The organism is Saccharopolyspora antiqui (assembly GCF_052246905.1).
Taxonomy (GTDB): domain Bacteria; phylum Actinomycetota; class Actinomycetes; order Mycobacteriales; family Pseudonocardiaceae; genus Saccharopolyspora.
In genome coordinates this window covers 89,364-113,041 of sequence record NZ_JBQQBO010000022.1, presented here as the reverse complement: position 1 = coordinate 113,041, position 23,678 = coordinate 89,364, and the positions used below count along the sequence as shown (strand labels likewise).

At 69.5% G+C, this 23,678-nt stretch carries 23 protein-coding genes; 8 read left to right on the top strand and 15 right to left on the bottom strand.

The window, feature by feature from the left end:
• Positions 1–18: 18 nt before the first annotated feature.
• The 4 genes from ACTWQN_RS28795 to ACTWQN_RS28780 form a co-directional block, all read right to left on the bottom strand.
• On the bottom strand, positions 19–2,280 hold the full coding sequence (locus ACTWQN_RS28795; RefSeq protein WP_443206736.1) for a sensor histidine kinase: 2,262 nt from the start codon (positions 2,278–2,280) through the stop codon (positions 19–21).
• 454 nt (positions 2,281–2,734) lie between these two features.
• The gene (gene pepE / locus ACTWQN_RS28790) at positions 2,735–3,454 is read right to left on the bottom strand and encodes a dipeptidase PepE (protein WP_443206735.1); all 720 of its coding nucleotides are present in this window, start codon (positions 3,452–3,454) and stop codon (positions 2,735–2,737) included.
• Between the two features lie 266 nt (positions 3,455–3,720).
• Positions 3,721–4,170 (bottom strand): type II toxin-antitoxin system VapC family toxin, encoded by a 450-nt coding sequence (locus ACTWQN_RS28785; protein ID WP_443206734.1) that lies wholly within the window; start codon positions 4,168–4,170, stop codon positions 3,721–3,723.
• Entirely contained in the window at positions 4,118–4,519 is a 402-nt protein-coding gene (locus ACTWQN_RS28780; protein WP_443206733.1) for a type II toxin-antitoxin system Phd/YefM family antitoxin, read from the bottom strand. The genes ACTWQN_RS28785 and ACTWQN_RS28780 overlap by 53 nt, the downstream gene beginning before the upstream one ends.
• Between ACTWQN_RS28780 and lhgD the strand changes: the two genes are divergently transcribed.
• Positions 4,518–5,720: an L-2-hydroxyglutarate dehydrogenase gene (gene lhgD / locus ACTWQN_RS28775; protein WP_443206732.1), complete on the top strand. Its 1,203-nt coding sequence runs from the start codon at positions 4,518–4,520 to the stop codon at positions 5,718–5,720. The genes ACTWQN_RS28780 and lhgD overlap by 2 nt on opposite strands.
• A 224-nt stretch (positions 5,721–5,944) precedes the next feature.
• Here the strand turns inward: lhgD and ACTWQN_RS28770 are convergent, their stop codons facing one another.
• From ACTWQN_RS28770 to ACTWQN_RS28760, 3 genes are all read right to left on the bottom strand, one after another.
• Positions 5,945–6,688, bottom strand: a complete 744-nt coding sequence (locus ACTWQN_RS28770) for an ESX secretion-associated protein EspG (protein ID WP_443206731.1) — start codon at positions 6,686–6,688, stop codon at positions 5,945–5,947.
• Between the two features lie 157 nt (positions 6,689–6,845).
• Positions 6,846–7,235, bottom strand: coding sequence for a phage holin family protein (locus ACTWQN_RS28765; RefSeq protein WP_443206730.1), 390 nt, complete (start codon positions 7,233–7,235; stop codon positions 6,846–6,848).
• A gap of 92 nt (positions 7,236–7,327) precedes the next feature.
• Entirely contained in the window at positions 7,328–8,293 is a 966-nt protein-coding gene (locus ACTWQN_RS28760; protein ID WP_443206729.1) for a Ppx/GppA phosphatase family protein, read from the bottom strand.
• 247 nt (positions 8,294–8,540) lie between these two features.
• On the opposite strand from ACTWQN_RS28760, the gene ACTWQN_RS28755 reads away from it, so the two are divergent.
• Positions 8,541–9,587: an LLM class F420-dependent oxidoreductase gene (locus tag ACTWQN_RS28755; protein WP_443206728.1), complete on the top strand. Its 1,047-nt coding sequence runs from the start codon at positions 8,541–8,543 to the stop codon at positions 9,585–9,587.
• 86 nt (positions 9,588–9,673) lie between these two features.
• Here ACTWQN_RS28755 and ACTWQN_RS28750 read toward each other — a convergent pair whose 3' ends face one another.
• Positions 9,674–11,017 carry an MFS transporter gene (locus tag ACTWQN_RS28750; RefSeq protein WP_443206727.1) on the bottom strand — a complete coding sequence of 448 codons (1,344 nt, stop codon included), beginning with the start codon at positions 11,015–11,017 and terminating at the stop codon, positions 9,674–9,676.
• Positions 11,018–11,244: 227 nt separating this feature from the next.
• Complete coding sequence (locus tag ACTWQN_RS28745; protein ID WP_443206726.1) at positions 11,245–12,213, bottom strand: D-2-hydroxyacid dehydrogenase family protein; 969 nt, start codon at positions 12,211–12,213, stop codon at positions 11,245–11,247.
• An 88-nt stretch (positions 12,214–12,301) separates the two neighbouring features.
• Here ACTWQN_RS28745 and ACTWQN_RS28740 point away from each other — a divergent pair, with 88 nt between their 5' ends.
• Positions 12,302–13,081, top strand: a complete 780-nt coding sequence (locus ACTWQN_RS28740) for a cupin domain-containing protein (protein ID WP_443206725.1) — start codon at positions 12,302–12,304, stop codon at positions 13,079–13,081.
• On the opposite strand, the gene ACTWQN_RS28735 is transcribed toward ACTWQN_RS28740, so the two are convergent.
• Entirely contained in the window at positions 13,029–13,469 is a 441-nt protein-coding gene (locus ACTWQN_RS28735) for a hypothetical protein (protein ID WP_443206724.1), read from the bottom strand. The two genes, ACTWQN_RS28740 and ACTWQN_RS28735, sit on opposite strands and share 53 nt — an antisense overlap.
• 398 nt (positions 13,470–13,867) lie before the next feature.
• Between ACTWQN_RS28735 and ACTWQN_RS28730 the strand changes: the two genes are divergently transcribed.
• A complete protein-coding gene (locus ACTWQN_RS28730; protein ID WP_443206723.1) occupies positions 13,868–14,284 on the top strand; it encodes a hypothetical protein in 417 nt (138 codons plus the stop codon).
• A gap of 14 nt (positions 14,285–14,298) precedes the next feature.
• On the opposite strand, the gene ACTWQN_RS28725 is transcribed toward ACTWQN_RS28730, so the two are convergent.
• Genes ACTWQN_RS28725 through ACTWQN_RS28710 form a run of 4 tightly spaced genes read right to left on the bottom strand, consistent with a single transcriptional unit; the run spans position 14,299 to position 18,872 of the window.
• The gene (locus ACTWQN_RS28725) at positions 14,299–15,084 is read right to left on the bottom strand and encodes an enoyl-CoA hydratase-related protein (protein ID WP_443206722.1); all 786 of its coding nucleotides are present in this window, start codon (positions 15,082–15,084) and stop codon (positions 14,299–14,301) included.
• Entirely contained in the window at positions 15,077–17,107 is a 2,031-nt protein-coding gene (locus ACTWQN_RS28720; RefSeq protein ID WP_443206721.1) for an acetate--CoA ligase family protein, read from the bottom strand. Before ACTWQN_RS28720 ends, ACTWQN_RS28725 begins: the two co-directional genes overlap by 8 nt.
• 56 nt (positions 17,108–17,163) lie before the next feature.
• Complete coding sequence (locus ACTWQN_RS28715) at positions 17,164–18,321, bottom strand: acyl-CoA dehydrogenase family protein (RefSeq protein WP_443206720.1); 1,158 nt, start codon at positions 18,319–18,321, stop codon at positions 17,164–17,166.
• A 17-nt stretch (positions 18,322–18,338) separates the two neighbouring features.
• Positions 18,339–18,872, bottom strand: coding sequence for a thioesterase family protein (locus tag ACTWQN_RS28710; RefSeq protein WP_443206719.1), 534 nt, complete (start codon positions 18,870–18,872; stop codon positions 18,339–18,341).
• Positions 18,873–19,033: 161 nt separating this feature from the next.
• Here ACTWQN_RS28710 and ACTWQN_RS28705 point away from each other — a divergent pair, with 161 nt between their 5' ends.
• Together ACTWQN_RS28705 and ACTWQN_RS28700 are read left to right on the top strand one after the other, a co-directional pair.
• On the top strand, positions 19,034–19,831 hold the full coding sequence (locus ACTWQN_RS28705; RefSeq protein ID WP_443206718.1) for an IclR family transcriptional regulator: 798 nt from the start codon (positions 19,034–19,036) through the stop codon (positions 19,829–19,831).
• Between the two features lie 107 nt (positions 19,832–19,938).
• A complete protein-coding gene (locus ACTWQN_RS28700; protein ID WP_443206717.1) occupies positions 19,939–20,514 on the top strand; it encodes a phosphonate degradation HD-domain oxygenase in 576 nt (191 codons plus the stop codon).
• A 14-nt stretch (positions 20,515–20,528) separates the two neighbouring features.
• On the opposite strand, the gene ACTWQN_RS28695 is transcribed toward ACTWQN_RS28700, so the two are convergent.
• Positions 20,529–20,984 (bottom strand): nuclear transport factor 2 family protein, encoded by a 456-nt coding sequence (locus tag ACTWQN_RS28695; protein ID WP_443206716.1) that lies wholly within the window; start codon positions 20,982–20,984, stop codon positions 20,529–20,531.
• A gap of 91 nt (positions 20,985–21,075) precedes the next feature.
• On the opposite strand from ACTWQN_RS28695, the gene ACTWQN_RS28690 reads away from it, so the two are divergent.
• Together ACTWQN_RS28690 and ACTWQN_RS28685 are read left to right on the top strand one after the other, a co-directional pair.
• Complete coding sequence (locus ACTWQN_RS28690; protein WP_443206715.1) at positions 21,076–21,648, top strand: TetR/AcrR family transcriptional regulator; 573 nt, start codon at positions 21,076–21,078, stop codon at positions 21,646–21,648.
• Positions 21,649–21,756: 108 nt separating this feature from the next.
• Positions 21,757–23,256, top strand: coding sequence for an amino acid permease (locus ACTWQN_RS28685; protein ID WP_443206714.1), 1,500 nt, complete (start codon positions 21,757–21,759; stop codon positions 23,254–23,256).
• The last annotated feature ends 422 nt before the right edge of the window (positions 23,257–23,678 follow it).

The following is a 23,678-nucleotide window of genomic DNA, read 5'->3' as shown; positions in this document are numbered from 1 at the left end:
TTGTCGCTGCGCCGGTAATCATTCGCCGCTGTCGCCCCGGCGCGCTTCGCGGGTACCGCGTTGGAACGCGGTCATGTTGCCACGCGTGCGCTCCGGTGAGTGCCCGGCCTGCCCAGCATTGTCCGAATCCCGCGCCAACGGCTCCTCCCGCAGCTGCGCAACGAGGTTCTGCTGGCGCAGCCGACGCGGCAGCGCCGGTCGCTGATCGGGATCCGCCGACGGGAACTGCGGCGGCTCGGTGGTCGCCGCCAGCTGGGTCGTCAGCTCCTGCGCCAGCGGAGCTGACGACCCGCGTTCCGGTTGTGGTTGCGATCGGGACAACCGCGGCTCGAACATCCGCTCGTTGGCCACGATGTCGTTGGGTAGCAGGACGAACGCCACCGTGCCGCCCTCCGGGGCCTCGCGCAGGTCCACCTCGATGTGGCGGCGGGCGGCCAGCCGCGCCACCACGAACAGCCCCAGCCGGGAATCACCGCGCAGCGTGATGTCCTCGAACTTCGGCGGCGTGGACAGCAGCACGTTGGCGTCGTCGCGGTCGGCCGCGCGCATGCCCAGTCCCTCGTCCTCGATCTGCAGCAGCACGCCGCGCGGCGTATCGCTGCTGTAGACCTGGACCTGCGAACGCGGTGAGGAGTACGAGGTGGCGTTGTCCATCAGCTCGGCCAGCAGGTGGATCACGTCGCCCACCGCCGCGCCGACCAGCGAGACCTCCGGTGTCGGGTGCACCCTGATCCGGTAGTAGTGCTCGGTTTCGGCGACGGCGGAGCGCACGATGTCCACCAGCCGCACCGGTTTGCGCCACTGCCGACCGGGCTGCTCACCGGCCAGGATGATCAGGTTCTCGGCGTTGCGCCGGGCCCGGGTGGCGAGGTGGTCGAGCTGGAACAGGCCGTCCAGCCGTTCCGGGTGTTCCTCGCTGCGCTCCATCTTGTCGAGCACCTTGAGCTGGCGGTGCACGAGTCCCTGGTTGCGGTGCGCGATGCCGAGGAAGACCTTGTTGGCGCCTTCCTTGGCCTGGTTCTCCTGCACCGCCGCGACGACCGCGGTGTGGTGGGCGGTGTTGAAGGCGTCCGCGACCTGGCCGATCTCGTCGGAGCCGTAGTCCAGCGGGGCGAGCTCGGCTTCGACGTCGATCGGCTCGCCGCGCTTGAGCCGGGACATGATCGTGGGCAGCCGCTCGCTGGCCAGCTGCAGCGTGTCGTCGCGCAGGTTCGCCAACCGGGTCACCAGGGTCCGGTCGACCAGCCGCCGGGCGTTGCGCGAGGCCAGCACGATGCCGACCACCATGGCCGCCAGCGCGGCCAAGCTGCCCAGGAGCGCCTGGAAGAACTGCGCGTCGCCGTTGCGCGTGCCGAGTTCGGCACCGGCGTTGGCCTGTTCGACCGCGATCGCGACCAGGTCCTCGGAGACCTCGTGGGTGATCTGCTGCCATTCGGCCTCGTTCACCGCGAAAGGCCCGCCGAGCTGCGACGAATGCTCGACGAGCGCGTTCTCAAGGTCGATCAGCTGTTGCCAGTCGGGGCCGGAGGTGAGCTGCCGGTGCAGGTCGGCGGCGCGCGGCTCGGCGGCTGGCATGTCGACGGTCAGCTCGGCGTGGTAGGCGCCGACCAGGTGCACGAACGACAGGTGGTCCTCGGTGCTGAACTCGCCGCTGACCAGCGCGGCGCTGCCCAACGACGCGGCCCGCGACATCTGGTCGGCGGCCCGGAAGATCTCGGTGGCCACCAGACCGGCGTGGCTGGACTGCAGGTCCGGCACGACCCGCGCCTGCGTGTCGAAGAGGTTGACCCCGGCGTCGAGCACCTGGTTGTAGTAGTCGAAGGTCTCCCGCCGGGACACCTGGCCGGTGTCGAGCCGGGCGCGCATCTGCGGCAGCCGCGACAGCAGCGTCTCCAGGTCCCGGACTCGGGTCGCGATCGCCTGCGGCGCATCGGCGACCAGGTTGCGCAGGTTGGCCCGCATCACGCCGACGGCCTTGTCGGTCTGGGTGCGCTGCGAGGTCAGCGCGGCCGGGTCGACGCCTGGGCGGCTGAGCCGTTCGATCGCCAGCCGACGTTCGTTCTGCAACGCCACCAGGCTGTTCACCGCCGGGATCGACGCGTTCTTGACCCCGGTGGCGACCACTCTGGAGTAATAGCCGTCGTAAACCGCCAGTGCCGAGTATCCGAGCCAGATGGTCAGCAGGATGATGCTGGGAACCACGCCGACACGCGTCAGGCGGGCCCGGATCGTCTTGTACTCGCTACCGGAACTGCTCGTCCGCGCCACAGTGCTCCGCAACTGTCGAACCACTCCGCGATCTGCCCGGCTCCCAGCGATACGGGTGATCGCATTTCACATCAGCAGGATTCCGCCGCCGGGTTTCGGTGCGGAATGCGGCACCAGCGCGATCGCGGCGGGACCACGGCAACGACCATCGGCGTGGCCGTGCACCTGTGTCCGCGTCTCGCGGTCGAACCAGTGCCACTGTCACGGGCGCTCTCCCCGTAGCCACCCAGCAGGATGAACGAACCATAGCACAGGGTGATCATGAAACCACGAGAACTGTTTTTTGTTGCAAGGCATGCCAAAAATTGCGCTGGTCAGCTACCACGAACACGGCGGAGTGTTACCACGTCGCAACTTGGGGTTCGCCTGGATTCGGGATGTGAGGCCGCGCGGGCGGGGATTTGGCGTACGCGAATGGCGAAGCCGCTTTTCCAGCTACGCGCGCAAATGGACCAACGGCGGATTCTCAGGCGTCGTAGTGCGGTTCGGTGCCCAGCAGGAAGGTGACGTCTTCGCCCGGCTTGAGCTCGCGGGGATCGGCGCCGCGGCTGAACAGCCGCGCTCCGGTGCTGCCGCCGAGTTCGGCGTGCTCACCGCGGACCCGCAGCCAGGAACCTTCCCGGATGCCCAGCACCGGAACGTCGTTGTCCTCCAGGAATTCCACGATCCGCTGTTCGCGGGTTTCGCCCATGTGCGTGCTGCCCGGCTCGGGGTCCTGGTAGTGCGGGTTGATCTGGAACGGCACCAACCCGATCGCGGTGAACGACCGCGGTTCCACGATCGGCATGTCGTTGCTGGTCCGCAGGCTGGGACAGGCCATGTTGGTGCCCGCGCTGGCGCCCAGGTACGGGGTGCCGCCGCGCACCGCCTCGCGCAGCGCGTCGATCAGGCCGAGCCGGTGCAGCGCGGCCAGCAGGCGGAAGGTGTTCCCGCCGCCGATGAACACCGCTTCGGCCTCGCGGACCGCCGCGACCGGATCGTCCGCCCGGTGGATGCCCGCCACGGTGACGCCGAGCGGTTCGACCGCGGCCTGCACGGTCGCGACGTACTCGTCGTGGTCGCCCTTGGCGAACGGGACGAACAGCAGTCGCTTGCGGTCGGCCAGCAGTTCGCCCACCGCTGGCATGGCGTGTTCGAGGAAACCCGTGCCGTGCTTCACCGAACTGGACAGCAGCAGCAGTTCCACGTTGGCTTTCCTTCCCGTAGCGACCCCGTTCGCGCCCAGGCTATCGCCACGGCGGCGATCCGCCCGCTGACCGATCAACCCACCGGTGGGCGGGCCATGTGCGATGTGCTGTGCCACGTCCCACGCGTTGGTCACGTTGCGCAGAACAGCGGCTGTGCTCTCGGGATGTGGATTTCACCGGCGCCGAACCGGTTTCCAAACTGCGCACTTCGACCCGGTTCGGTCGAGCGCGAAGGCGTGGCGCTGCACTTGGCGATGGAGAACGGTCAGACCGCATGCACCGTGATCATGCTCTCCAGCCCCTTGAAGTCGTCGGCATTTCGAGTGAAAAGCGGCAGGCCATGCGCAGACGCGACAGCGGCGATCATCAAGTCCACTCGTCGTGGGCGGGGATTGCGATTCGCAGCCAACGTCAACGCGACCAGCGTCCCGTAGCGCGCGGCTGCCTCGCCGTCGAAGGGCAGCGGATCGAACTCGACGATGGCGGCACCGAGCATTTCCAGCCGCGCCGCCCTGACCACCGGATCCCGCGCCATCGCGACGCCCTGGTGCAGTTCCGCCAGCGAGACCGAGGTGAGCTCCGATTGCGCGGGCAAGACGGCACGATCAAGCAGCTCAAGATCGATATAGGCGCAGGTGGCCAACACTCCTAGCGGCGGGCGATCAGCCACGGCCGCGCTCCCAGGGGTCATCGTCACCAACTCGGTCTTCGCCACCGAAGAACTCATCGGCGTCCTGCCGCAGGTGCGCATAGCTGACGCGAGGCAGCATCTTGTGCCGCTCGATCAGTTCATCGGTGGAAAACCGCCGCCGTGGTCGAAGCGGGCGAAGCTCGGCAACCTCCACGCCATTGCGGGTGACGTGATAGATCTCGCCCGCCTCCACCGCGTCCATCACCGCAGCGGAGTTGTTGCGGAACTCCCGCTGGGAAATGATCCTCATCAGCTCATTGTAGCCCCCTGTAGCACGCGAGGCTACGGAGCTGCGGAGGGCTCGCCGGTCCTGCGCTGTTGCGGGCGGCGCGGGCTGGAATCGGGCCGGGCGGGCGGTCAGGATGGCTGTCATGACAGGGACCAACGACGTGACGATCATCGGCGGCGGCATCGTGGGCCTGGCGGCCGCCCACGCCCTCAGCCAGCAGGACCCGAACCTCCGGATCACCGTGCTCGACAAGGAACGCCACTGGGGCGCGCACCAGACCGGCCACAACTCCGGCGTAATCCACAGTGGACTGTACTATCCGCCGGGCAGTGCCAAGGCGCGGTTCGCCCGCGCCGGTGGCGAGGCGATGTACCGGTTCTGCGCCGAGCACGGCATCCCCGCCCAGCGCACCGGGAAGGTCGTGGTCGCCACCTCGGAAGGGCAGCTGCCCAAGCTCGCCGAACTCGTGCGGCGCGGCACCGCCAACGGCGTTCGGGTCAGCGAACTGGACCTCGCCCAGCTGCGGGAACGCGAACCGAACGTGCGCGGCCGCAAGGCGCTGCTGGTGCCCGACGCCGGGATCACCGATTTCCCAGCGGTGTGCCGGAAACTCGCCGAACTGCTGGCCGCATGCGGTGCCGACTTGCGCACCGGCACCGAACTGGTCGACGTGCACCGCGACGGCGCGGAGTTGGTGCTGACCACCACCGGCGGCGAGATCCGCACCCGCCGCGCGGTGAACTGCGCCGGGCTGCACAGCGACGCCGTCGCCGAGTTGGCCGGGGCCAACCCACCGGCGCGGATCCTGCCGTTCCGCGGCGAGTACTACGAGACCACCTCCTTCCGCCGAGACCTGGTGCACGCCCTGGTGTACCCGGTGCCGGACCCGGCCTTCCCGTTCCTCGGCGTGCACATGACGCGGATGGTCGACGGCAGCCTGCACATCGGTCCGAACGCGGTGCCCGCGCTGGCCCGCGAAGGCTACGACTGGGTGACCTGGTCCGGCGACCACCTGCGCCGCCTGGCGCGCGACCCCGGACTGCGGGTGCTGGCCAAGAAGTACTGGCGCACCGGCGCGGTCGAAATCGCCCGCTCGGCGGTCAAGCCGCTGTTCGTCCGCGCCGCCCAGCAGCTGCTACCCGATCTGCGGGGCCGCGACCTGCTGCGGGCCGAGGCCGGGGTGCGCGCCCAAGCGGTCACCCCGGACGGCACGCTGGTCGACGACTTCCTGGTCGTGGAGGACGAGCACTGGGTGCACGTGCTCAACGCGCCCTCCCCGGCGGCCACCGCATCGCTGCTGATCGGCGAGGACATCGCGGACCGCATCAAGGCCCACGACCGGTGATCTCGTCCAGGGCTCGCCTTGTCCTTCATGTCGCGGATCTCGGAGCCGAAACGGCGTCTGAGCGCCTGTCTTCGATTTGCGTGGCGATGCGGGCAGCAAACCTGGCGATTTCGCGGCGAAAACGCCAGCCCCACCCGAGGCGGTCGGCCCGACACCGCCACGTCAAAGACAGCTGTCCGGGTCCGCCACCCGCAGCCGGAACAAGACGAGTTGAACGACGAGTACTACCGGGGTAGTGGCTGGGTCCGTTCGCTCACGCCGGTCCACAGGCCTTCGACGTACTCCTGCAGGGCTTTGCCGAGTAGGTAGGCATCAGCCGGTGCCACCACGGTGAACGTGTCGTCCGGGGATTCCGGGATCACCGCGACCCGCCCCGACGGCGCGTGGCGCACCTCGATGGCGAACGCCCCGGTGCGCACCGCGCCGGCCGCCTCGCGCAGGCCGACGGTCAGCCGCGCGGTCATGCCGTCCGCCCGCCGCATCAGGTCGCCCACCGCCTGCGCGTCCTCGGGCGGCACCCGGCGGCGCTTGAGCTCGTACGCCAGCCAGTCGACCTGCTGGTCCGCGCGCTGCTCGGCCGCGGCGCGCGCTTCGGCCAACACCTCGGTGGGCACCGTGACCTCGCAGCCATCGGCCGGTTCCCGATCCGGCAGGCAGCCGACCAGCGCCGGCCACGGCGCATCGGGGCGCACCTGCTCCGCGGTCACCGACTCGCCCCGCACCCGCACCCGCGCCGCTTGACCGCTGCCGACTGCCACCACGGCCCGCAGTTCGGTTTCATCGCTGTCGTTGACCTGCGCGAATCCGAATACCGACGCGCGCTCCAGGGTGGTGGCCAGCTTCGTCCACTGCTCGCCGGGCGGCCGGTCCGCGTCAGCCCGCGGCGCCGGAACCAGGAAGGCGGCGAGCTCCGCTCCGACCTCTCGATCGCGCAGCAGGCCGTCGAACTCCTGCAGGCTGCATCGCATCGTCGGCTCCGTGGTTCACCAGCGTTCCCCTGTGGACGGACTTGATCAACAGGATATCCGGTGCCCGGCATTTCAGCGGCCGGAATGCCCGCAAAACCGGCACGCCCAGCGCGGGTCGCCGCCAAAATCACCCACTTGCCGCCGGAGCGTTCGAACGTCAGTGATCCGCCACCTGCGGCCGGGTGCGGCGCACGATCCCGGCCAGCGCACTGCTGACGATCGTGACGATCAGCGCGCCCCAGAACGCCGACCAGAACCCGTCGACGTGGAAGGGCAGCCGCAGCTGCCCGGCGAGGTAGCTGGTCAGCCAGAACAGCAGGGCGTTGACCACCAGGCCGAACAGCCCCAGCGTCAGCACGTAGAGCAGGCAGCCCAGCGTCTTCGCGATCGGTTTGAGCACCACGTTGACGATGCCGAAGATGACCGACACCGCCAGCAGCGTGAGGATCTTCGCCAGGCTGTCCTGGCCTGCCAGGGTGATCCCCGGCAACGCGGTGGTGATCCACACCGCGACCATGGTGATCAGAATGTGCAGCAGCAGTGCCACGACGCGCCCCTCCCTGCCGGATTCCGCACGAACATCATCGACGCTACCGGCGCGCGCCACCCCAGGCGATGCGGCCTCCCGGTCCAGGCCGGTCAGTTGAACAGGGCGGCCATGAGCTGGAGTGCGTCGCCACCGGTGGCGTCGTGGGCTTCGGCGAACCGGAAGACCAGGCCTTCGCGCAGGCCCCACGGGCAGATCTCCAGTTCGTCCAAGCCGATGGTGCGCAAGATCAGCTCCGCGACGATCGCCCCGGCCAGGATGCGGCGGGACCGGCTGCGCGACACACCGGGCAGCGCCGCCCGCTGCGCCTGGTCCAGCTCGGCCAGCCGCGGGATCCAGGGCCGCAGCTTGGCGCGGACGAGCCGGTCGGGGTGGCGGGCCACCTTCCCCGGCGAGCTCTCGGTGAGCACGGCCAACTGCCGCAGGACCTTCGACAGCGCGATCGGATGCCCCAGGTCGGCGTCCGAGAAGTTGCTCAGCGAACGCGGGACGGCGCTGCGGACCGCCGCGACGAGTTCCTCGACGTGCCGTGGCCGCGGCGGGTCGTCCGGCAGGTATTGCCTGGTCAGCCGAGCCGCACCGAACGGCAGCGAAACCACGTCGGTGGGTCGCGCGTCGATGCCGGTGGCCACGTCGGTGGTGCCGCCACCGATGTCCACAGTGGTCAGTCTCGATCCGCAGCGACCGTGCCAGCGGCGGGCGGCGTGGTAGGTGACCGCGGCTTCGTCGCGCGGGCTGAGCACGCCGATCCGCACCCCGGCGGCGTCGCTCAACCGCTGCCTCAGCTCCGCGCCGTTGGCCGCATCGCGGACCGCCGAGGTGCCGAACGCGATCAGCACGTCAGGGCCCTTGTCGATGCCCGCGCGCACGCAGTGCCGCACCGCGCGCACCGCCTGCTCGACGCCGGGTTCGGTGACCGAACCGTCCGGTCTCGTGTGTTCGGCGAGCCGGGTCCGGGCCTTCACGCTCCAGTCCGCGCGCGGCATCCGGGACCGGTCGAGATCGACGATCTCCAGGCGCGCAGCAGTGGACCCGATGTCCAGCAGAGCCAATCTCATGCGGCGCCCATCCGCACGCCGCGCAGCTCGCGCGGCGGCTCAACGGCCCCGATGGACGACATATCCCCATTGTCGGGGCCAGCACGACAGAAAAGCTATCCAGATGGAGGATTCTTGAGAGGCGAGTCACATTTCCCGAGGTTCGACGGCGAGTGCCGATGTTCCGTACTCGGCGGTAACCTCTGGGCAACCTCGGCGGCGTGACCCAACGCTCCGGCATCGCTGCCCCAGATCGGAAGGAACGGCCATGCGCATCGGTATGCCGCTGAGCTACAGCGGAGGCTTCAAGGAGACCGTCGACGACCTGGCCACCTACGAGAAGGCCGGACTCGACATCGTGTTCGTCCCGGAGGCCTACTCCTTCGACGCGGTGAGCCAGCTGGGCTTCATCGCCGCCCGCACCGAGCGCCTGGAGATCGCCTCCGGCATCCTGCAGATCTACACCCGCACGCCATCTCTGACCGCGATGACGGCCGCCGGGCTGGACTTCGTCTCCGGCGGGCGGTTCACCCTCGGCATCGGCGCCTCGGGGCCGCAGGTCATCGAGGGTTTCCACGGCGTGCCCTACCAAGCGCCGCTGGGCCGCACCCGCGAGATCGTCGACATCTGCCGCCAGGTGTGGCGCCGGGAGAAGGTCCAGCACGCCGGAAAGCACTACAACATCCCGCTGCCCGCGGGCGAGGGCACCGGACTGGGCAAGCCGCTGAAGATCATCAACCGCCCGGTGCGCGAGCGGATCCCGATCATGATCGCCGCGATCGGCCCGAAGAACGTCGAACTGGCCGCCGAGATCGCCGAGGCGTGGGAGCCGTTCCTCTACCTGCCGGAGAAGGCCGAGCGGGCCTGGGGCGAGTCGCTGGCGGCGGGCAAGGCCAAGCGCGACGCCTCGCTGCCGCCGCTCGACGTGGTCGCCCAGATGCCACTGGCCATCGGCGAAGGCCTGGACGACCTGCTGGACTACGGACGACCAGACGCGGCCCTCTACATCGGCGGCATGGGCGCCAAGGGCAAGAACTTCTACAACAACCTCGTCCAACGCTACGGCTTCGAGCCCGAGGCCGAGCTGATCCAAGACCTCTACCTCAACGGCAAGAAGGACGAGGCGGCCGCCGCGGTCCCCCGCGACCTCCTGCAGAAGACCTCCCTCATCGGCTCGGAAGGCCACGTCCGAGAGCGACTGGCAGCCCTGAAGGAATCCGGCGTAACCACCCTCAACATCACCCCACTAGCCCCCGACACAACCACCCGCACCAAACTCATCGAACAGATCAAACAACTGACCACCGACCTCTAACCCCGTTCGGGTTATGAGTGAAGGGCACCTTCGACCGGCTTACTCGGTCAAAGGTGCCCTTCACCCGGCGGAAAACACCGTTCCCGTTACAGACCCTCGGCTGTTGCTTTTGTGGGTTGGGGGGTTTTGGTTTGGGTTGGGCGGGTTTCTCGTAGTAGTAGTGCCGAGGCCAGGGTGCATAGGCCCATCAGGAGTAGGAATAGCGAGACCGATGCTGAGGTGCCGGTGGCTGCGAGTAGGGCGGTCATGATGAACGGGGTTCCGCCGCTGACCAGGATTGCCGCTAGTTGGTAGGCCAGTGATGCGCCTGAGTAGCGGACTCGTGGTGCGAACAGTTCGCTGAGGTAGGCCGCCAGCGGGCCGTAGGTCAGGCTTGAGCCGATGCTGCCCACCGATGCCGCGATCGCCACTCCGACTATCGACGCGGTGTCCACCAGCCAGAAGAACGGGAACGCCCACAACGCCAGCAACCCGGCGCCGACCAGGATCAGCGGACGCCGACCCCAGCGGTCCGACAACGCGCCCGCGTAGTAGATCACGAACACCCCGATCAGCGACGACACCAGGGACACCGCCAGCAGCGACTGGCGCGCCATGCCCAGCTCGCGGGTTCCGTAGTCCAGCAGGCCCGAGATGCTGATGTAGAACACCGAGTTGGTGGCGAACAGCAGGCCCGCACCGAGCAGCACGGTCCGCTTGCTGTTGCGCAGCACCTCCATCAGCGGCGCCCTGACGACCTCCGCGTCCTTCTTCTCCTTGCGTTCCTGCAGTTCGCGGAACACCGGGGTGTCCTCGATCTTCATCTGGATGAACAGCACCACCGGCGCCAGCACCGCGCTGGCCAGGAACGGGATCCGCCAGCCCCAAGCCTGGAACGCTTCCGGGCTCAGCACCGCGCCGACCACCAGGAACGCGACGTTGCCGAGGATCACGCCCAGCGGCACGCCCATCTGCCCGAAGGTGCCGGCCATCCCGCGACGGCCGCCGCCGGCGTTCTCGGTCAGCAGCAGGACGATCCCGCCCCACTGGCCGCCGACCGCGATGCCCTGCAGGAACCGCAGCGTCACCAGCAGGATCGGGGCGAGCACGCCGATCGAGCTCGCGCCGGGCAGCACGCCGATCAGGAACGTCGCCGAACCCATCATGATCAGGCAGGTCACCACGGCCGGTTTGCGGCCGATCTTGTCGCCGAGGTGGCCGAAGACCAGGCCACCGATCGGCCGGGCGATGAACCCGGCCCAGAACGTGGCGAACGACAGCAGCACGCCGACCAGCGGGCTGGCGTCGGGGAAGAACAGGTGGCCGAAGACCAGGGCCGCGGCCGTGGCGTAGATGAAGAAGTCGTACCACTCGATGGAGCTGGCGATCAGGGCCGCGATCAGCAGCTTCTTCGGGGTTGCGTTGGCGTGCGTCGGGTCGCTCGCAGTCATCGACGGACTCCCTTGGCTTGGTGACTGGAGACCAAGATCATTTACAGACCGACTGGTTGGTACGACTGTGATGTGCGTCTCTGCCTGCGTCAAGACCGAAATCACATCTAGAGCAAAGCCGTCTCAGTGCACCCGTTTCGCGATCGATCGACCGCGCACCACCAGGGCTCGTGAGTGGTCGTTCCGGTGCGAACCGGAATCTCACGAGCCCGTGCTGCCGCGCTGAGTCACCCGGCGTTGAGCACGCGGATTGGGGATCCCTGCAGGTAGGCGCTGATGTTCTCGACGATTTCGGGGTAGAAGACCTGGTAGGTGCCGTCGGTGACGTAGCCGAGGTGCGGGGTCAGCACCGTGCGCGGCGTGCTGCGCCACGGATCGTCGACGGGCAGCGGTTCGCGGCCGAACACGTCGATCCCCGCCCCGGCGAGCCGCCCCTCGCGAAGCGCGTCCTGCAGCGCGGCCTCGTCGACGATCGGTCCCCGCGAGGTGTTGATCAGATACGCGGTCGGCCGCATCAGCGCCAACTCCGCCGCACCGATCAAGCCCCGGGTTCGCTCGCTGAGCACGGTGTGGATCGTCAGCACGTCCGAGGCCCGGAACAGGTCGTCCTTGGTCACCCGACGCACGCCCACCGCGGCCGCCGCCTCGTCGGTGAGGTTCTGGCTCCACGCGATCACGTCCATGCCGAACACCCGGCCGACGCTGGCGACCTGCGCGCCGAGCCGCCCGAGCCCGAGCACGCCGAGCGTCCGCCCCGCCACCTCCTGCCCAACGGTGCGCTGCCAGCCGCCTTCCCGGATCATCCGGTCCTCCTGCGGGATGTGGCGCAGCAGCGCGAAGATCAGCCCCCAGGCCAGCTCCGCGGTCGGCCCCCACGAGCGATCTCCGCCGCCGTTGCCGGTACCCGAGACGACGATGCCCAACTCGCGCGCCGCGACCATGTCGATCGATGCGTTGCGCATGCCGGTGGTGACCAGCAGTTTGAGGTTGGGCAGCGCTTCGAGCACCTGCCGGGGGAACGCGGTGCGCTCCCGCATCGCGGCGATCACCTCGAACGGCTCCAGCCGCCGCACCAACTCCGCCGGATCGGTCAGGTGCTCGTTGAACACCTCGACCTGCGCGGGCAATGCGCTCCAGTCGGCATAATCCCGCGCGACGTCCTGGTAGTCGTCCAACACCGCGACTCGAACCGTCATGGAATCCTCCTCGCCACACATCGAAAACCGCTCCGGATCCTATGCGCCTGATCGCGTCGACCGGGGTGGCCGGGAGAGACTGTCGAGCGTGACTGGATCTACGCTGCTGCACCTGCTGCCGCTGAGCACCTTCCACGCCGACCGGACCGCACCGATCCACGCCGCCAGTCTCGACCGCGAAGGGTTCGTGCACTGCTCACCGGACGTGCGCACCACGCTCGCGGTCGCCAACACCCTGTACCGCGAAACAGCCGAACCGATGGTGGCGCTGGAACTGGATCCGGCCAAGCTGTCGGCACCGGTGCGCTGGGAGGCCGCGAATCCGGCGCCGCCGCGGGGCGTGGCCGCCGACGCGCTGTTCCCGCACGTCTACGGGCCGCTGGAGCGGGACGCGGTGATCGGCGTCCGCTACGCGCGCCGCGACGCGGCGGGCCGCTTCCTGGCCCTGGAGACGCGCAGCCGCACCGCCGAGGAATTCGACCTGTTCCCGCACCCCGAAGGCGGCTGGTACCGGCGGACCTGGACCAGCCCGGTCGAGGTCGAGCGGCCGGGCGGGATGCGCCCGACCGCGACGGCGATCTACTTCCTGCTGCCGCCCGGACAGCGTTCCACCTGGCACACGGTGGCTTCCGACGAGCTGTGGCTGTGGCATCGCGGCGGCCCGCTGATCCTGTCGCTGGGCGGTGACGGCCCGCAACCGGTCACCGAACCCGAGCAGTTCGTGCTGGGCGCGGGCGCAGGGCAGGCGCCGCAGGCGGTGATCCCGGCTGGCACCTGGCAGTGCGCGAGCGCGGCCGCGACGGTCGAGACGCTGGTCAGCTGCGTGGTTTCGCCCGGTTTCGACTTCGCCGACTTCCGCGTTCTGTAGGCCGGTCGAACGAGTGCCGGGGGCCGGGGCGGCGCATCGCGCCGGGACCGCCGACCGATACCGCGCGACGGCTGCGGACCACTCCGGACGGCGTCCGCACCGTCTCGTAACCGACCGAGAACACGGCGAGGACCACGGCGACCACCGCGAAGACGGCCGACAGGGCGCTGCGGTGAGCTCGCGGCTGGGCGGTCAAGTTGGCGCGCTGGTGACGGTATTCGGCGACGAACCTGCTGGTTTCGCGATGTCTGCTGCGGGCCGGTTCGCGGCGCGGCACGCCGGAACCGAGCATCCTCCGCTCCACCCAGGACATCACGATCAGCATTCCGATGATCGCGCCGATGCCGACTGCGGCCGCCATCGCGAACCCAGCCAGTGAATTGATCACCGGCACCACCCCCCAAAGGCGTAGCGGACCACCCACTTCTCAGCGACTGTCGCATTCAGCGCCGAACCAGCACCGCACCCCTGCCGGTTCTGCTGTGGCCCTTGGGTTTCACCGTAGGTCCGGGCGGTCGCAGCCGCTGGGCGCGGCCCACCCCCCTCGCCCGAACAGGTGAAAAACGATCAGACCCGTAACGGTCGGATTCTTGATCGGACGAAGCACCGCCGATCACGCGAACCGGGCAACTCCGGAGCTACCATCGAGTGAGACGACTTCCGACACGCCCCGGCGTGACCTGGCGCATGTTCGGGCAACCGGCCGCGATCGGCGCGCGTGTTCTTCCAGCACGCCGATTCCACCGGCACATCGACGATCGCGATTCAGGGGGAGGTAATCGGGTCGTGAGGGGCTACACCGTCCACTTGCTCTTCCACCTGCTGGCGATGGCGGCTGGTGCTGCCTGCGGGGTCGCGGGTGCGTTGTGGTGGTTCGGCGGCTTCCCGACCGGCCTGTGGTTGGCGATCGGCGCGCTGATGGTCGGGATCATCGTGCTGATCCTGGAAGGCCTCTACATCACCGCCAGCCAGCCGCTGCCGTACCCGCCACCGCCGCCGGTGTCCCGCCCTCGGATACCGACGCCGCCGCAGCGGCCCCGGGAGCGCACCCGTCCGGATCTCGAACCCGCCGCGCCGCAACCGGAAACCCTGCTGCAACCGGTGGCGGACACCAGCAGGGCGGTGGATCAGGAGACCAAGACCACCGCCGCCGAAGCGCTCGACGAGCGGTGGACCAGCAACCCGCCGTCCCGGCAGAGCTGACGGCTGGTGCGGGTTCAGGTCCCGGTCCACCTCGGTGCGCGCCGCTCGGCGAAAGCTCGCGGACCTTCTCGGGCGTCGTCCGAGCCGAGCATCGCCCGGTAGTTCGGCAGGTCGCCGGTGCGCAACAGCCGGTAGCCGGATTCGACGTCCAGGGCGGCGGCGCGCCGGGTGATCTCCTTGACCGCGGCGATCGCCAGCGGGGCCGCCGCGCAGATCCGCTGGGCCAGTTCGAACGCCGCGCCGAGCAGGTCGGCGGCCGGGACGACGCGGTTGACCAGGCCCCACCGCTGCGCCTCGGCAGCCGCCATCCGGCGGCCGGTCAGCAGCAGCTCGCTGGCCACGGCCCGCGGCAGGCGCTCGGGCAGTCGGAGCACACCGCCGGAGTCGGCGACCATGCCGAGGGTCACTTCGGTGAGCGCGAACTCGGCGTGTTCGGCGGCGACGATCAGGTCCGCGGCCAGCGCGAGTTCGAACCCGCCGCCCAGGGCCAGCCCGTTGACCGCGGCGATCACCGGCTTGTCCAGGTCGAAGAACTCGGTCAACCCGGCGAAGCCGCCCGGCCCGTGGTCTGCGTCGATGGCCTCGCCACCGGCGGCGGCCTTGAGGTCCCAGCCCGCCGAGAAGAACCGGTCGCCCGCGCCGGTGAGCACCGCGACGCGCAGCGAGTCGTCGCGCCGCAGGCGGTCGAACGCCTGGTGCAGCGCACGGCTGGTGGCGACGTCGATGGCGTTGGCCTTCGGCCGGTCCAGGGTCACGGTGAGCACCCCGCCGTCGACGTCCAACCGCACCTGATCAGTCATCGGCACTCCTCGCTTCGCTAACCAGCACGTCCACCGCGACCGCGCCCCGGTGCAGCGCCAGCAGCGGATTCACGTCCAACTCGACCAGTCGTCCATTGCCGCGCGCGTGTTCGACGATCGCGGCGATCGCGTCCACCACGGCGGCCACGTCGGCGCCCGGTCCCCGGAACCCGGCCAGCAGCGGCCAGATCCGCAGTTCGCGCAGCGCATCCCGGATCTGCTCGCGGCTCACCGGCAGCAGCAGCGTGACCGAATCGCGCACCAGTTCCACCAGGACACCACCTGCGCCGATGGTCAGGGCCAGGCCGAACTGCGGGTCGCGGTGCACGCCGACGATCAGCTCCGCCACCACTCCGCCGATCATGCGCTCGACCAGGAACGCGTCGCTGAGCGCGGCCATTCCGGCGACCGCCTCGCGCACCTGCTGCTCGCTGGTCAGCCCGAGCCGCACGCCCCCGACTTCGCTCTTGTGCGCCAGATCGGCCGAAACCGCTTTGACCACAACGGGAAAGCCGAGCCGGGCAGCGGCCTGCGGTGCGTCGTCGGCGCTGGTCACGACACCTTCCGGGACGGCGAGACCGGCCGCCGCCAGCGCGCGCTTGGCGGCCCACTCGTCGAGCTGGTACCGCTCACCGGTGACCGCGGCCGGGATCTCCAGCGGGGCCGTCGAGTCCGCCCTCCGCCGCGCGGCACCGATTGCGGCCGCCGCGGCGATGGCCGCCAGGCAGTCCGCGACGCCTTGCATGGGTGCCACGCCCTGGCTCAGCAGCTGCTGCCCGATCGGCTCCGGGAGTCCTTCCGGCAGGGAGCTGACCACGCATCCCGGCGCGCCCACGGCGCGGTGCGCGGCCAGGAACGCATCCGCGGTGGTCGACCAGGGCCCGTCGACGCAGCGGTCTTCGCGGGGGAAGTCGACCAGCAGCAGGTGGCAGTCGAAGTCGGCGCCGAGCAGTTCCGCGAAGCACGCCGTTTGCGCTGCCAGATCGCCCCAGATGTAGGTGTGGTAGTCGAGCGGGTTCGCCACCGCGACCCGCTCGCCGAGCAGCCGCCGCAGCCGCCGCTGGGTGTCCGCCGGAAACGACGGCAGTTCGAGCCCGTGCCGTTCGGCGAGGTCGGCGACCAGTGCCGCCTCACCGCCGGAACAGCTGGCGGAGGCGATCCGGCTGCCGGTCAGCGCGCCGTGCACGTGGAGGAATTTCAGCGTCTCCACGAAGGCCTCCACGTGGTGCACGCGGGCCATGCCCAGCCGCCGGAACAGCGCGTCGCAGAGCACGTCCGAACCGGCCAGGGAGCTGGTGTGGCTGAGGTTGGTCCGCGCGCCGAGCTCGGAACTGCCCGATTTGAGCACCACGATCGGAATTCCGCTGCGCAGCGCCAGCAAGCCCACCCTCGACAGGCCCGCGACGTCGTCGATGCCTTCCAGGTGCAGGCCGATCGCGGTGATGCGGGGATCCGCCAGCATGGCCTCGACGAGGTCCGCGACGCCGGTCACCGCGCCGTTGCCGAGGGTGATCAGCTGGGCAAGCGGCAGCGACCGGCGCTGCATGGTGAGGTTCTGGCCGATGTTGCCGCTCTGGGTGAGCACCGCGACGCCGCGATCCACCCGGTGGCCGCCGTGCTGGTCCGGCCACAGCGCGGCACCGTCGAGGTAGTTGAGGGTGCCGATGCAGTTCGGGCCGATCAGCGCCATGTCCGCCGCGGCGGACACCAGGGCGCGTTGCAGGGCGGCGCCGTCGGTGCCGTGCTCGGCGAACCCGGCGGCGTGGCACACCACTCCCCCGGTGCCGCGGGCCGCCAGGTCGGCGACCACGTCGACCGTGGTTTCCCTTGGCACCGCGACGAAAGCCGCGTCCGGTGCGGCGGGCAGTTCGGCCGCGCTCCGGTAGCAGGGCAGTCCTTCGATGCTGGTGCGTCGCGGGTGCACCGGCCAGATCGGCCCGGCGAAGCCGACCCGGCGGCACTGCCGGATCGCCTCGGCCGCGGCGTCCCCGCCGAACACCGCGATGTGCCGGGGCGCGAGCATGCGGCGCAGGTTGGACGCTCGTGAGTCGGTTTTCCGGTCCTTACCGGAGAAGTCGCTCACGAGACTTCGCGCAGCAGGGCGCGGGAGATGATGTGGCGCTGGATTTCGCTGGTGCCGTCCCAGATCCGCTCGACCCTGGCGTCCCGCCAGAACCGCTCGACGGGCAGTTCGGCCATCAGGCCCATGCCGCCGAAGATCTGCACCGCGCGGTCGGTGATCCGGCCCAGCGCCTCGGAGGCGAACAGCTTCGCCATCGCCGCGTCCCGATCGGTCATGCCGCCGCTGTCCAGCTTCGCCGCCGCCCGAAGCGTGAGCAGCTCGGCCGCGTCCAGTTCGGTGGCCATGTCCGCGAGTTGGAAACCGACGCCCTGGAACCTGCCGATCGGCTGACCGAACTGCTGCCGCTCGGCGGCCCAGCGGGTGGCCATCTCAAGCACCCGCCGCCCCCGGCCGACGCTGGTCGCCGCGACGCTGAGCCGACTGGCGCCCAGCCACTCGCCCATCAGCTCGAAGCCCTCGCCTTCCCCGCCGAGGCGCTGCCCGACCGGCACCCGGCAGTCGACGAAGGCGAGTTCGCACTGGTGGTAGCCGCGGTGCGACACGCACGCCGAGCCGCGCCGCACGGTGAGTCCGGGGGCGTCGAGGTCCACCAGGAACGCCGTGATCAGGTTCTTCGGGCCGCGCGAGGTCTGCTCGACACCGGTGGCGGCGAACAGCACCACGAAGTCGGAGGTGTCGGCGTGGCTGATGAAGTGCTTGGTCCCGTTGAGCACGTAGTCGTCGCCGTCGCGCACCGCTCGGGTGGTCATGGACCGCACGTCCGAACCGGCGCCCGGCTCGGTCATGGCCAGGCAGTCGTGCCGCTCGCCCCGGATCGCGGGTAGCAGGTAGCGCTCGCGCTGCGCGCCTTCACAGGCCCGCAGGATGTTGCTGGGCCGGGCCACCAGCATCTGCAGCGCGTAGCTGGTGCGGCCGAGTTCGCGTTCGGCCAGCGTGATGCCGGTGGCGTCCAGTCCGCCGCCGCCGAGTTCCGCTGGCATGTTGGCGGCGTAGAGACCGGCTTCGATGGCCTTGCTCCGGATCTGCTCGGCCAGTTCGGTCGGCACCTCGTCGAGGCGCTCGACCTCGTCCTCGTGCGGCTCCAGTTCGACGGCCACGAACTTGCGCACGGTGTCTACGATCATCCGCTGCTCGTCGGTGAGCTCAAAATCCACTGCGTGCTCCTCGGGGTTCAGCGTCGGATGCCCATCGGGCGGCCGATGACGTCGGGGACCGGCAGCACCGCGTGCGCTTGGTGGATGGCGGCCAGCCGGTGCCGCAGGTGGTGCGGCAGTTCGCTGGACCGGCCCCGCCGGGTGTCGACGTGCACCAGCAGTTGTTCGGCGGTGGCCAGCAGGGCCTCGGTTTCGCCGTGGTGCATTTCGTGGAAGATGTGCACCCGCTTGGCGTCGTGGTCGAGCAACCGCAGGCTCAGCGCCAGCGGCTCGCCTTCGGCGACCTCGCGCCGGTTGTGGATGTGGGTCTCCACTGTGTACAGCGAGTGCCCGTTTTCCCGGTACTGCTCGTCGATTCCGAGGTAGCGGAAGAACGCATCGGAGTTGTCGCCGAAGACCAGCAGGTAGCACGACTCGCTCAGGTGGCCGTTGTAGTCCACCCACCTCGGGCTGACCGTGGTCCGGTGCAACAGCAGCGGCGCGGGGATCTCCGCCGAGTCGTCCCACGGACGGTGTCCGCTGCCTTCGTACGGGGTGACCACTCTTTCCATACCGCCTCGCATGTGGCTCGCATTATGCGCCGAGTGTTCGCAATATGCGAAGCTAGGTTTCGCGGGCGGCAGCCGTCAAGCAACTCCGCCTGACCGGACCAGCGCGACCGCGCCACCCCCGGGGACCGAGCCACTCCGGCGGGTGGCACTAGGGTGGAGGGATGCGCGCCGAAGTGGCCCACACCCAGGATGAGCAGCACGAATCCCGGTCCCCGACCGGTCGCGTGCAGTCCCTGGACCGCGCCGTCGCGCTGCTCAACGCCGTCTCGGCGAGCGCCCCGGACGGCAGGCCGGTGGCGGAACTCGCGGCGGAGTGCGGGCTGAACCGGGCGACCGCGTGGCGGCTGCTGGCCACCCTGGAACACCACGGGCTGGTCGAACGCGACCCGCTGACCAACCGCTACTCGATCGGTTTCGCGATCAGCCGGATGGCCGCGACCGCGGGCGTGGACGGCCTGGTCCGCCGCGCGCACGAAGTGCTGGAGCGGCTCAGCAACGCCACCGGCGAGACCGCGAACCTGGCCGTCGCGCAGCGACTCGGTCTGACCTATGTGGACGAAGTGGTGCCGCCGGTGGTGCTCAGCGCCCGGTGGCTCGGTCGGCAGGTGCCGATGCACGCCACCTCGGCTGGCAAGGCCTTCCTCGCCTGGCTGCCGGAAGCGGAGGTCGAATCGATGCTCGCCAACCCGCTGCCGGAGTACACCGCGAGGACCCGCACCGACCGCGACGCCCTGCGCGCCGAACTGGCGGAGATCCGCCAGCAGGGCTACAGCGTCAGCGTCGGCGAACTGGAAACGCAGGTCTACGGCGTGGCCGCACCGGTGCTGGACGCCAGCCACCGCCCGTTCGCGATCGTCAGCATCTGGGGCCCGCGGGAGCGGATACCGGAGTCCCGCTTCGTCGAACTCGGCCCGCTCGCCCGCGAAGCCGCCGAGGAGATCGCCGCCGCGATGAGCTGACGCCGGAAGAAACGGGCCGCCAAGTGGCGAATCCGGTCGCTCGCGGTTCTCCCCCGGTTCATGCGCAGGCATCTTCGAACTTGGTACTGCGTCGTTAGGGTCGGGCCATGACCACCCAGCGGACCGGCGCGCGACAGCTGAACCCCATCGATGAGCTGGCCGAACTGTTCACCGGCGAAGGCGGCGGGGACTACCACGGCGAGGCCGTCACCATCGCCGCGCACATGCTGCAGGCCGGTGCCCGCGCGCAGGCCGCCGGGGCTTCGAACGCCCTGGTGGCCGCCGCGCTGCTGCACGACATCGGGCACTTCTCCGGCCTGATCCCGGATCGCGATCGGGTGGCGGGCGCCGACGACCACCACGACGACCGGGGCGCGGACTGGCTCGCGCGTTGGTTCGACGGTGCGGTCACCGAACCGGTGCGGCTGCACGTCGCGGCCAAGCGCTACCTGTGCGCGGTCGAGCCGGACTACTTCGCCAGGCTCTCCGCGAAGTCGGTGCACACCCTGAACCTGCAGGGCGGACCCATGAGCGAGCAGGAAGTGCGCGATTTCGAGGGCTCCCAGCACGCCGAAGCCGCCGTCGCGCTGCGCCGCTGGGACGAGGCGGCCAAGGACCCGCAGGCCCCGACGCCCGACTTCGAGCACTTCCGCCCGCTGCTGGAGTCGCTGGTCAGGCCGTAACAGGTCCCCACCGGTCACTGGATCGGCAGCAGCACGCCCCGCTCGGATTCCGGGCGGGGGCCCAGGATCCGGCGCTCGGCAGCGGTGATCGGGACGTCGTTGATGCTGGCCTCGCGCCGCCGCATCAGCCCGTCCTCGGCGAACTCCCACAGCTCGTTGCCGTAGCTGCGCCAGTACTGCCCGGCGGCGTCGTGGCACTCGTACTGGAAGCGCACCCCGATGCGGTTGCCGCGGAAGCCCCACAGTTCCTTGCGGAGTGCGTAATCCAGCTCGCGCGACCACTTCTCGCGCAGGAACGCCACGATCTCGTCCCGGCCGGTGACGAACCGGTCGCGATTGCGCCATGCGGAGTCCGTTGTGTACGCCAGCGCGACGCGCTCGGGATCGCAGGTGTTCCAGGCATCTTCGGCCGCCTGCACCTTCTGGGCGGCGGTCTGCTCGTCGAACGGCGGGAACGGCGGACGGGACATCTCGGGACTCCTCACAGGTGGAGAACGGTCGTTCTCCACCTGTCCGATAAGATAGACAACGATCGTTCTCCCGACAACCCGTGGAGTTTGCGTGCAGCGCGACGAGGCCGAGTCGAAGCTGCTGGACGCCGCCGAAGCCCTGTTCTACGACCGCGGCATCCAGGCCGTCGGCATGGCCGAACTGCGCACCACTTCCGGGGTGTCGCTCAAACGCCTCTACCAGTGCTTCGCCTCCAAGGACGAACTCGTCGAGGCCTACCTGCGCCGCCGCGACGGGCGCTGGCGCACCGCACTGTCCACATACGTCGCTGGGCAGCGCGGCAGCCCCGAACGAGCGGTGTTGGCGGTCTTCGACTGGCTGCACGACTGGTTCAGCGAACCGGACTTCCGCGGCTGCGCCTTCCTCAACTCCTTCGGCGAGCTCGGCGACAGCTCGCCGGGGATCGCCCGGGCGGTTCGGGACCACAAGGACGAAGTGCACCGCTACCTGCGGAAACTGGTCGACGACCTGAACGTGGCAAACCCCGGCGACCTCGCCGAGCAGCTGCTCATCCTGGTCGACGGCGCGACCGCCACCGCCGCGATCAACGGTGACCCCGGCCCGGCCCGCACCGCTCGGGCCGCCGCCGTGGCGTTGATCACGGCTGCCTCACGATGTACTTGACCGTCTTGCCCCAATTGAGCCCACGCACAATCCTGTCCTCAAGATGCGCCGGATGTGGCGCGAGCGGGCCAGCCGACCTGCTGGGGCACCAGGGTGAGGAGGCCACCCATGACAATTATGCGTGTCAAATCTGTCGAACAGTCCATTCGCGACGCGGAAGCTCCGGAGTTCCGGTTGCGCCGCGTTTTGCGGGCAGTGGACCTGCTGGGGATCGGCATCGGCGCGATCATCGGCACCGGCATTTTCGTGCTCACCGGCGTTGCCGCGGCCACTGATGCCGGGCCCGGTATCAGCATTTCGTTCGTCATTTCCGGCATCGCCTGCGGTCTGGCCGCGCTGTGCTACGCCGAGTTCGCCTCGGTGGTGCCGGTCGCCGGATCCGCGTACACCTTCTCGTACGCATCAATGGGTGAATTCCTGGCCTGGATCATCGGCTGGGACCTGATGCTGGAGTTCGTCATCGGCGCCTCGACGGTGTCGGTGGGTTGGTCGCAGTACCTGGTCGAAGCGCTCGATTCCATCGGGATCGCAGTGCCCGACGCACTGACCGCGGCACCCGGCGCAGGTGGTGTGATGAACCTGCCCGCCGCGGTCATCGCGCTGGTGCTGACCGGGGTGCTGGTGGTCGGCATCCGGCTCAGCGCCGCGGTGACCAACGTGATCGTGGCGATCAAGCTCCTGGTGGTGCTGTTCTTCATCATCTTCGGCGCGTTCTTCATCAAGGCCGCCAACTGGAGCCCGTTCATCCCGCCGCACCAGCCCGCGGAGCCCGGGGCGGCTGGCTCGATGCTGGAGCAGCCGCTGGTGAACGCCATCTTCGGCAACGTCGGATCGTTCGGGCTCAGCGGCCTGGTGGCCGGTGCGGCGCTGGTGTTCTTCGCCTACATCGGCTTCGACATCGTCGCCAGCGGTGCGGAGGAGACCCGCAAACCGCAGCGCGACATGCCGATCGGCATCCTCGGTTCGCTGGCCATCTGCTCGGTCCTGTACGTGCTGGTGTCGCTGGTGATGACCGGCATCGTCAAGTACGACCAGCTGGACACCGCGGCGCCGATGGCCACCGCGTTCCAGGCGATCGGCGCGCCGTGGGCGGTCGGTCTGGTCTCGCTGGGCGCCATCGCCGGTCTGACCACGGTGATCCTCATCCTGATGCTGGGCCAGGCCCGGGTCGGCTTCGCGATGAGCCGGGACGGGCTGCTGCCGGTGTGGTTCGCCAAGGTGCACCCGAAGTACCGCACGCCGTACCGGATCACGCTGATCACCGGGGTCGTGGTGGCGATCATCGCCTCGCTGACCCCGATCGACGTGCTCGCTGAGATGACCAACATCGGCACCCTGTTCGCGTTCGTGCTGGTGTCCATCGGTGTCCTGGTGCTGCGCCGGACCCGGCCGGACCTGCCGCGGGCCTTCAAGGTGCCGTGGGTGCCGGTGGTCCCGATCCTGGCGGCGGTCGCCTGCTTCTACCTGATGCTCAACCTGGAGGGCTGGACCTGGATCCGGTTCGGCATCTGGATGTTGCTCGGCCTGGTCGTCTACTTCGTCTACAGCCAGCACCGCAGTCGGCTCGGCAAGGGCGAGACCATCGAAGAGGCCGCCGAAGAAGTCTGACCCGGCCAATCGAACAGAGCTCCCCGGCACCCGCGAACGGGCGCCGGGGAGCTCTGCTTGGGAGCCCCTCTTTGGTCTTGTTCTTGAAGCGGCGTAGCCGCTTAGCCCACCTGAGCAACTCGCGCCGCCGCGGGTTCTCAGACTCTGCCCACTGGCGTTCTCTGGGAGGACAGCCTCGACGTGGTGTATCGGCATACATGATGTCGGGGACCCCGGACCGAGATCGCCCGGGGTGCGGGGTGTCCCCGCACAGGCACTGCCTGAGTGCCTGTTTTTGAGGTGGTCGTGTCGGGCCGTCCGCCTCGGGTGAGGTGGGCGATTTCGCGCGAAATCCCCGTCTCCCATGCGGGGCGGGTGGCGATTCCGCGCGAAATCGCCAGGTCTGCCACCCGCACCGCCACGCAAAACGAGTAGAGACTGTC

Excerpts from the sequence above, each read along its gene's own strand:
- lhgD (WP_443206732.1), top strand. The coding sequence starts at position 4,518 with ATGACAGGGACCAACGACGTGACGATCATCGGCGGCGGCATCGTGGGC.
- ACTWQN_RS28780 (WP_443206733.1), bottom strand. The coding sequence starts at position 4,519 with ATGACAGCCATCCTGACCGCCCGCCCGGCCCGATTCCAGCCCGCGCCG.
- ACTWQN_RS28770 (WP_443206731.1), bottom strand. The coding sequence starts at position 6,688 with ATGCGATGCAGCCTGCAGGAGTTCGACGGCCTGCTGCGCGATCGAGAG.
- ACTWQN_RS28760 (WP_443206729.1), bottom strand. The coding sequence starts at position 8,293 with ATGAGATTGGCTCTGCTGGACATCGGGTCCACTGCTGCGCGCCTGGAG.
- ACTWQN_RS28755 (WP_443206728.1), top strand. The coding sequence starts at position 8,541 with ATGCGCATCGGTATGCCGCTGAGCTACAGCGGAGGCTTCAAGGAGACC.
- ACTWQN_RS28750 (WP_443206727.1), bottom strand. The coding sequence starts at position 11,017 with ATGACTGCGAGCGACCCGACGCACGCCAACGCAACCCCGAAGAAGCTG.
- ACTWQN_RS28745 (WP_443206726.1), bottom strand. The coding sequence starts at position 12,213 with ATGACGGTTCGAGTCGCGGTGTTGGACGACTACCAGGACGTCGCGCGG.
- ACTWQN_RS28725 (WP_443206722.1), bottom strand. The coding sequence starts at position 15,084 with ATGACTGATCAGGTGCGGTTGGACGTCGACGGCGGGGTGCTCACCGTG.
- ACTWQN_RS28720 (WP_443206721.1), bottom strand. The coding sequence starts at position 17,107 with ATGCTCGCGCCCCGGCACATCGCGGTGTTCGGCGGGGACGCCGCGGCC.
- ACTWQN_RS28710 (WP_443206719.1), bottom strand. The coding sequence starts at position 18,872 with ATGGAAAGAGTGGTCACCCCGTACGAAGGCAGCGGACACCGTCCGTGG.
- ACTWQN_RS28705 (WP_443206718.1), top strand. The coding sequence starts at position 19,034 with ATGCGCGCCGAAGTGGCCCACACCCAGGATGAGCAGCACGAATCCCGG.
- ACTWQN_RS28700 (WP_443206717.1), top strand. The coding sequence starts at position 19,939 with ATGACCACCCAGCGGACCGGCGCGCGACAGCTGAACCCCATCGATGAG.
- ACTWQN_RS28695 (WP_443206716.1), bottom strand. The coding sequence starts at position 20,984 with ATGTCCCGTCCGCCGTTCCCGCCGTTCGACGAGCAGACCGCCGCCCAG.
- ACTWQN_RS28685 (WP_443206714.1), top strand. The coding sequence starts at position 21,757 with ATGACAATTATGCGTGTCAAATCTGTCGAACAGTCCATTCGCGACGCG.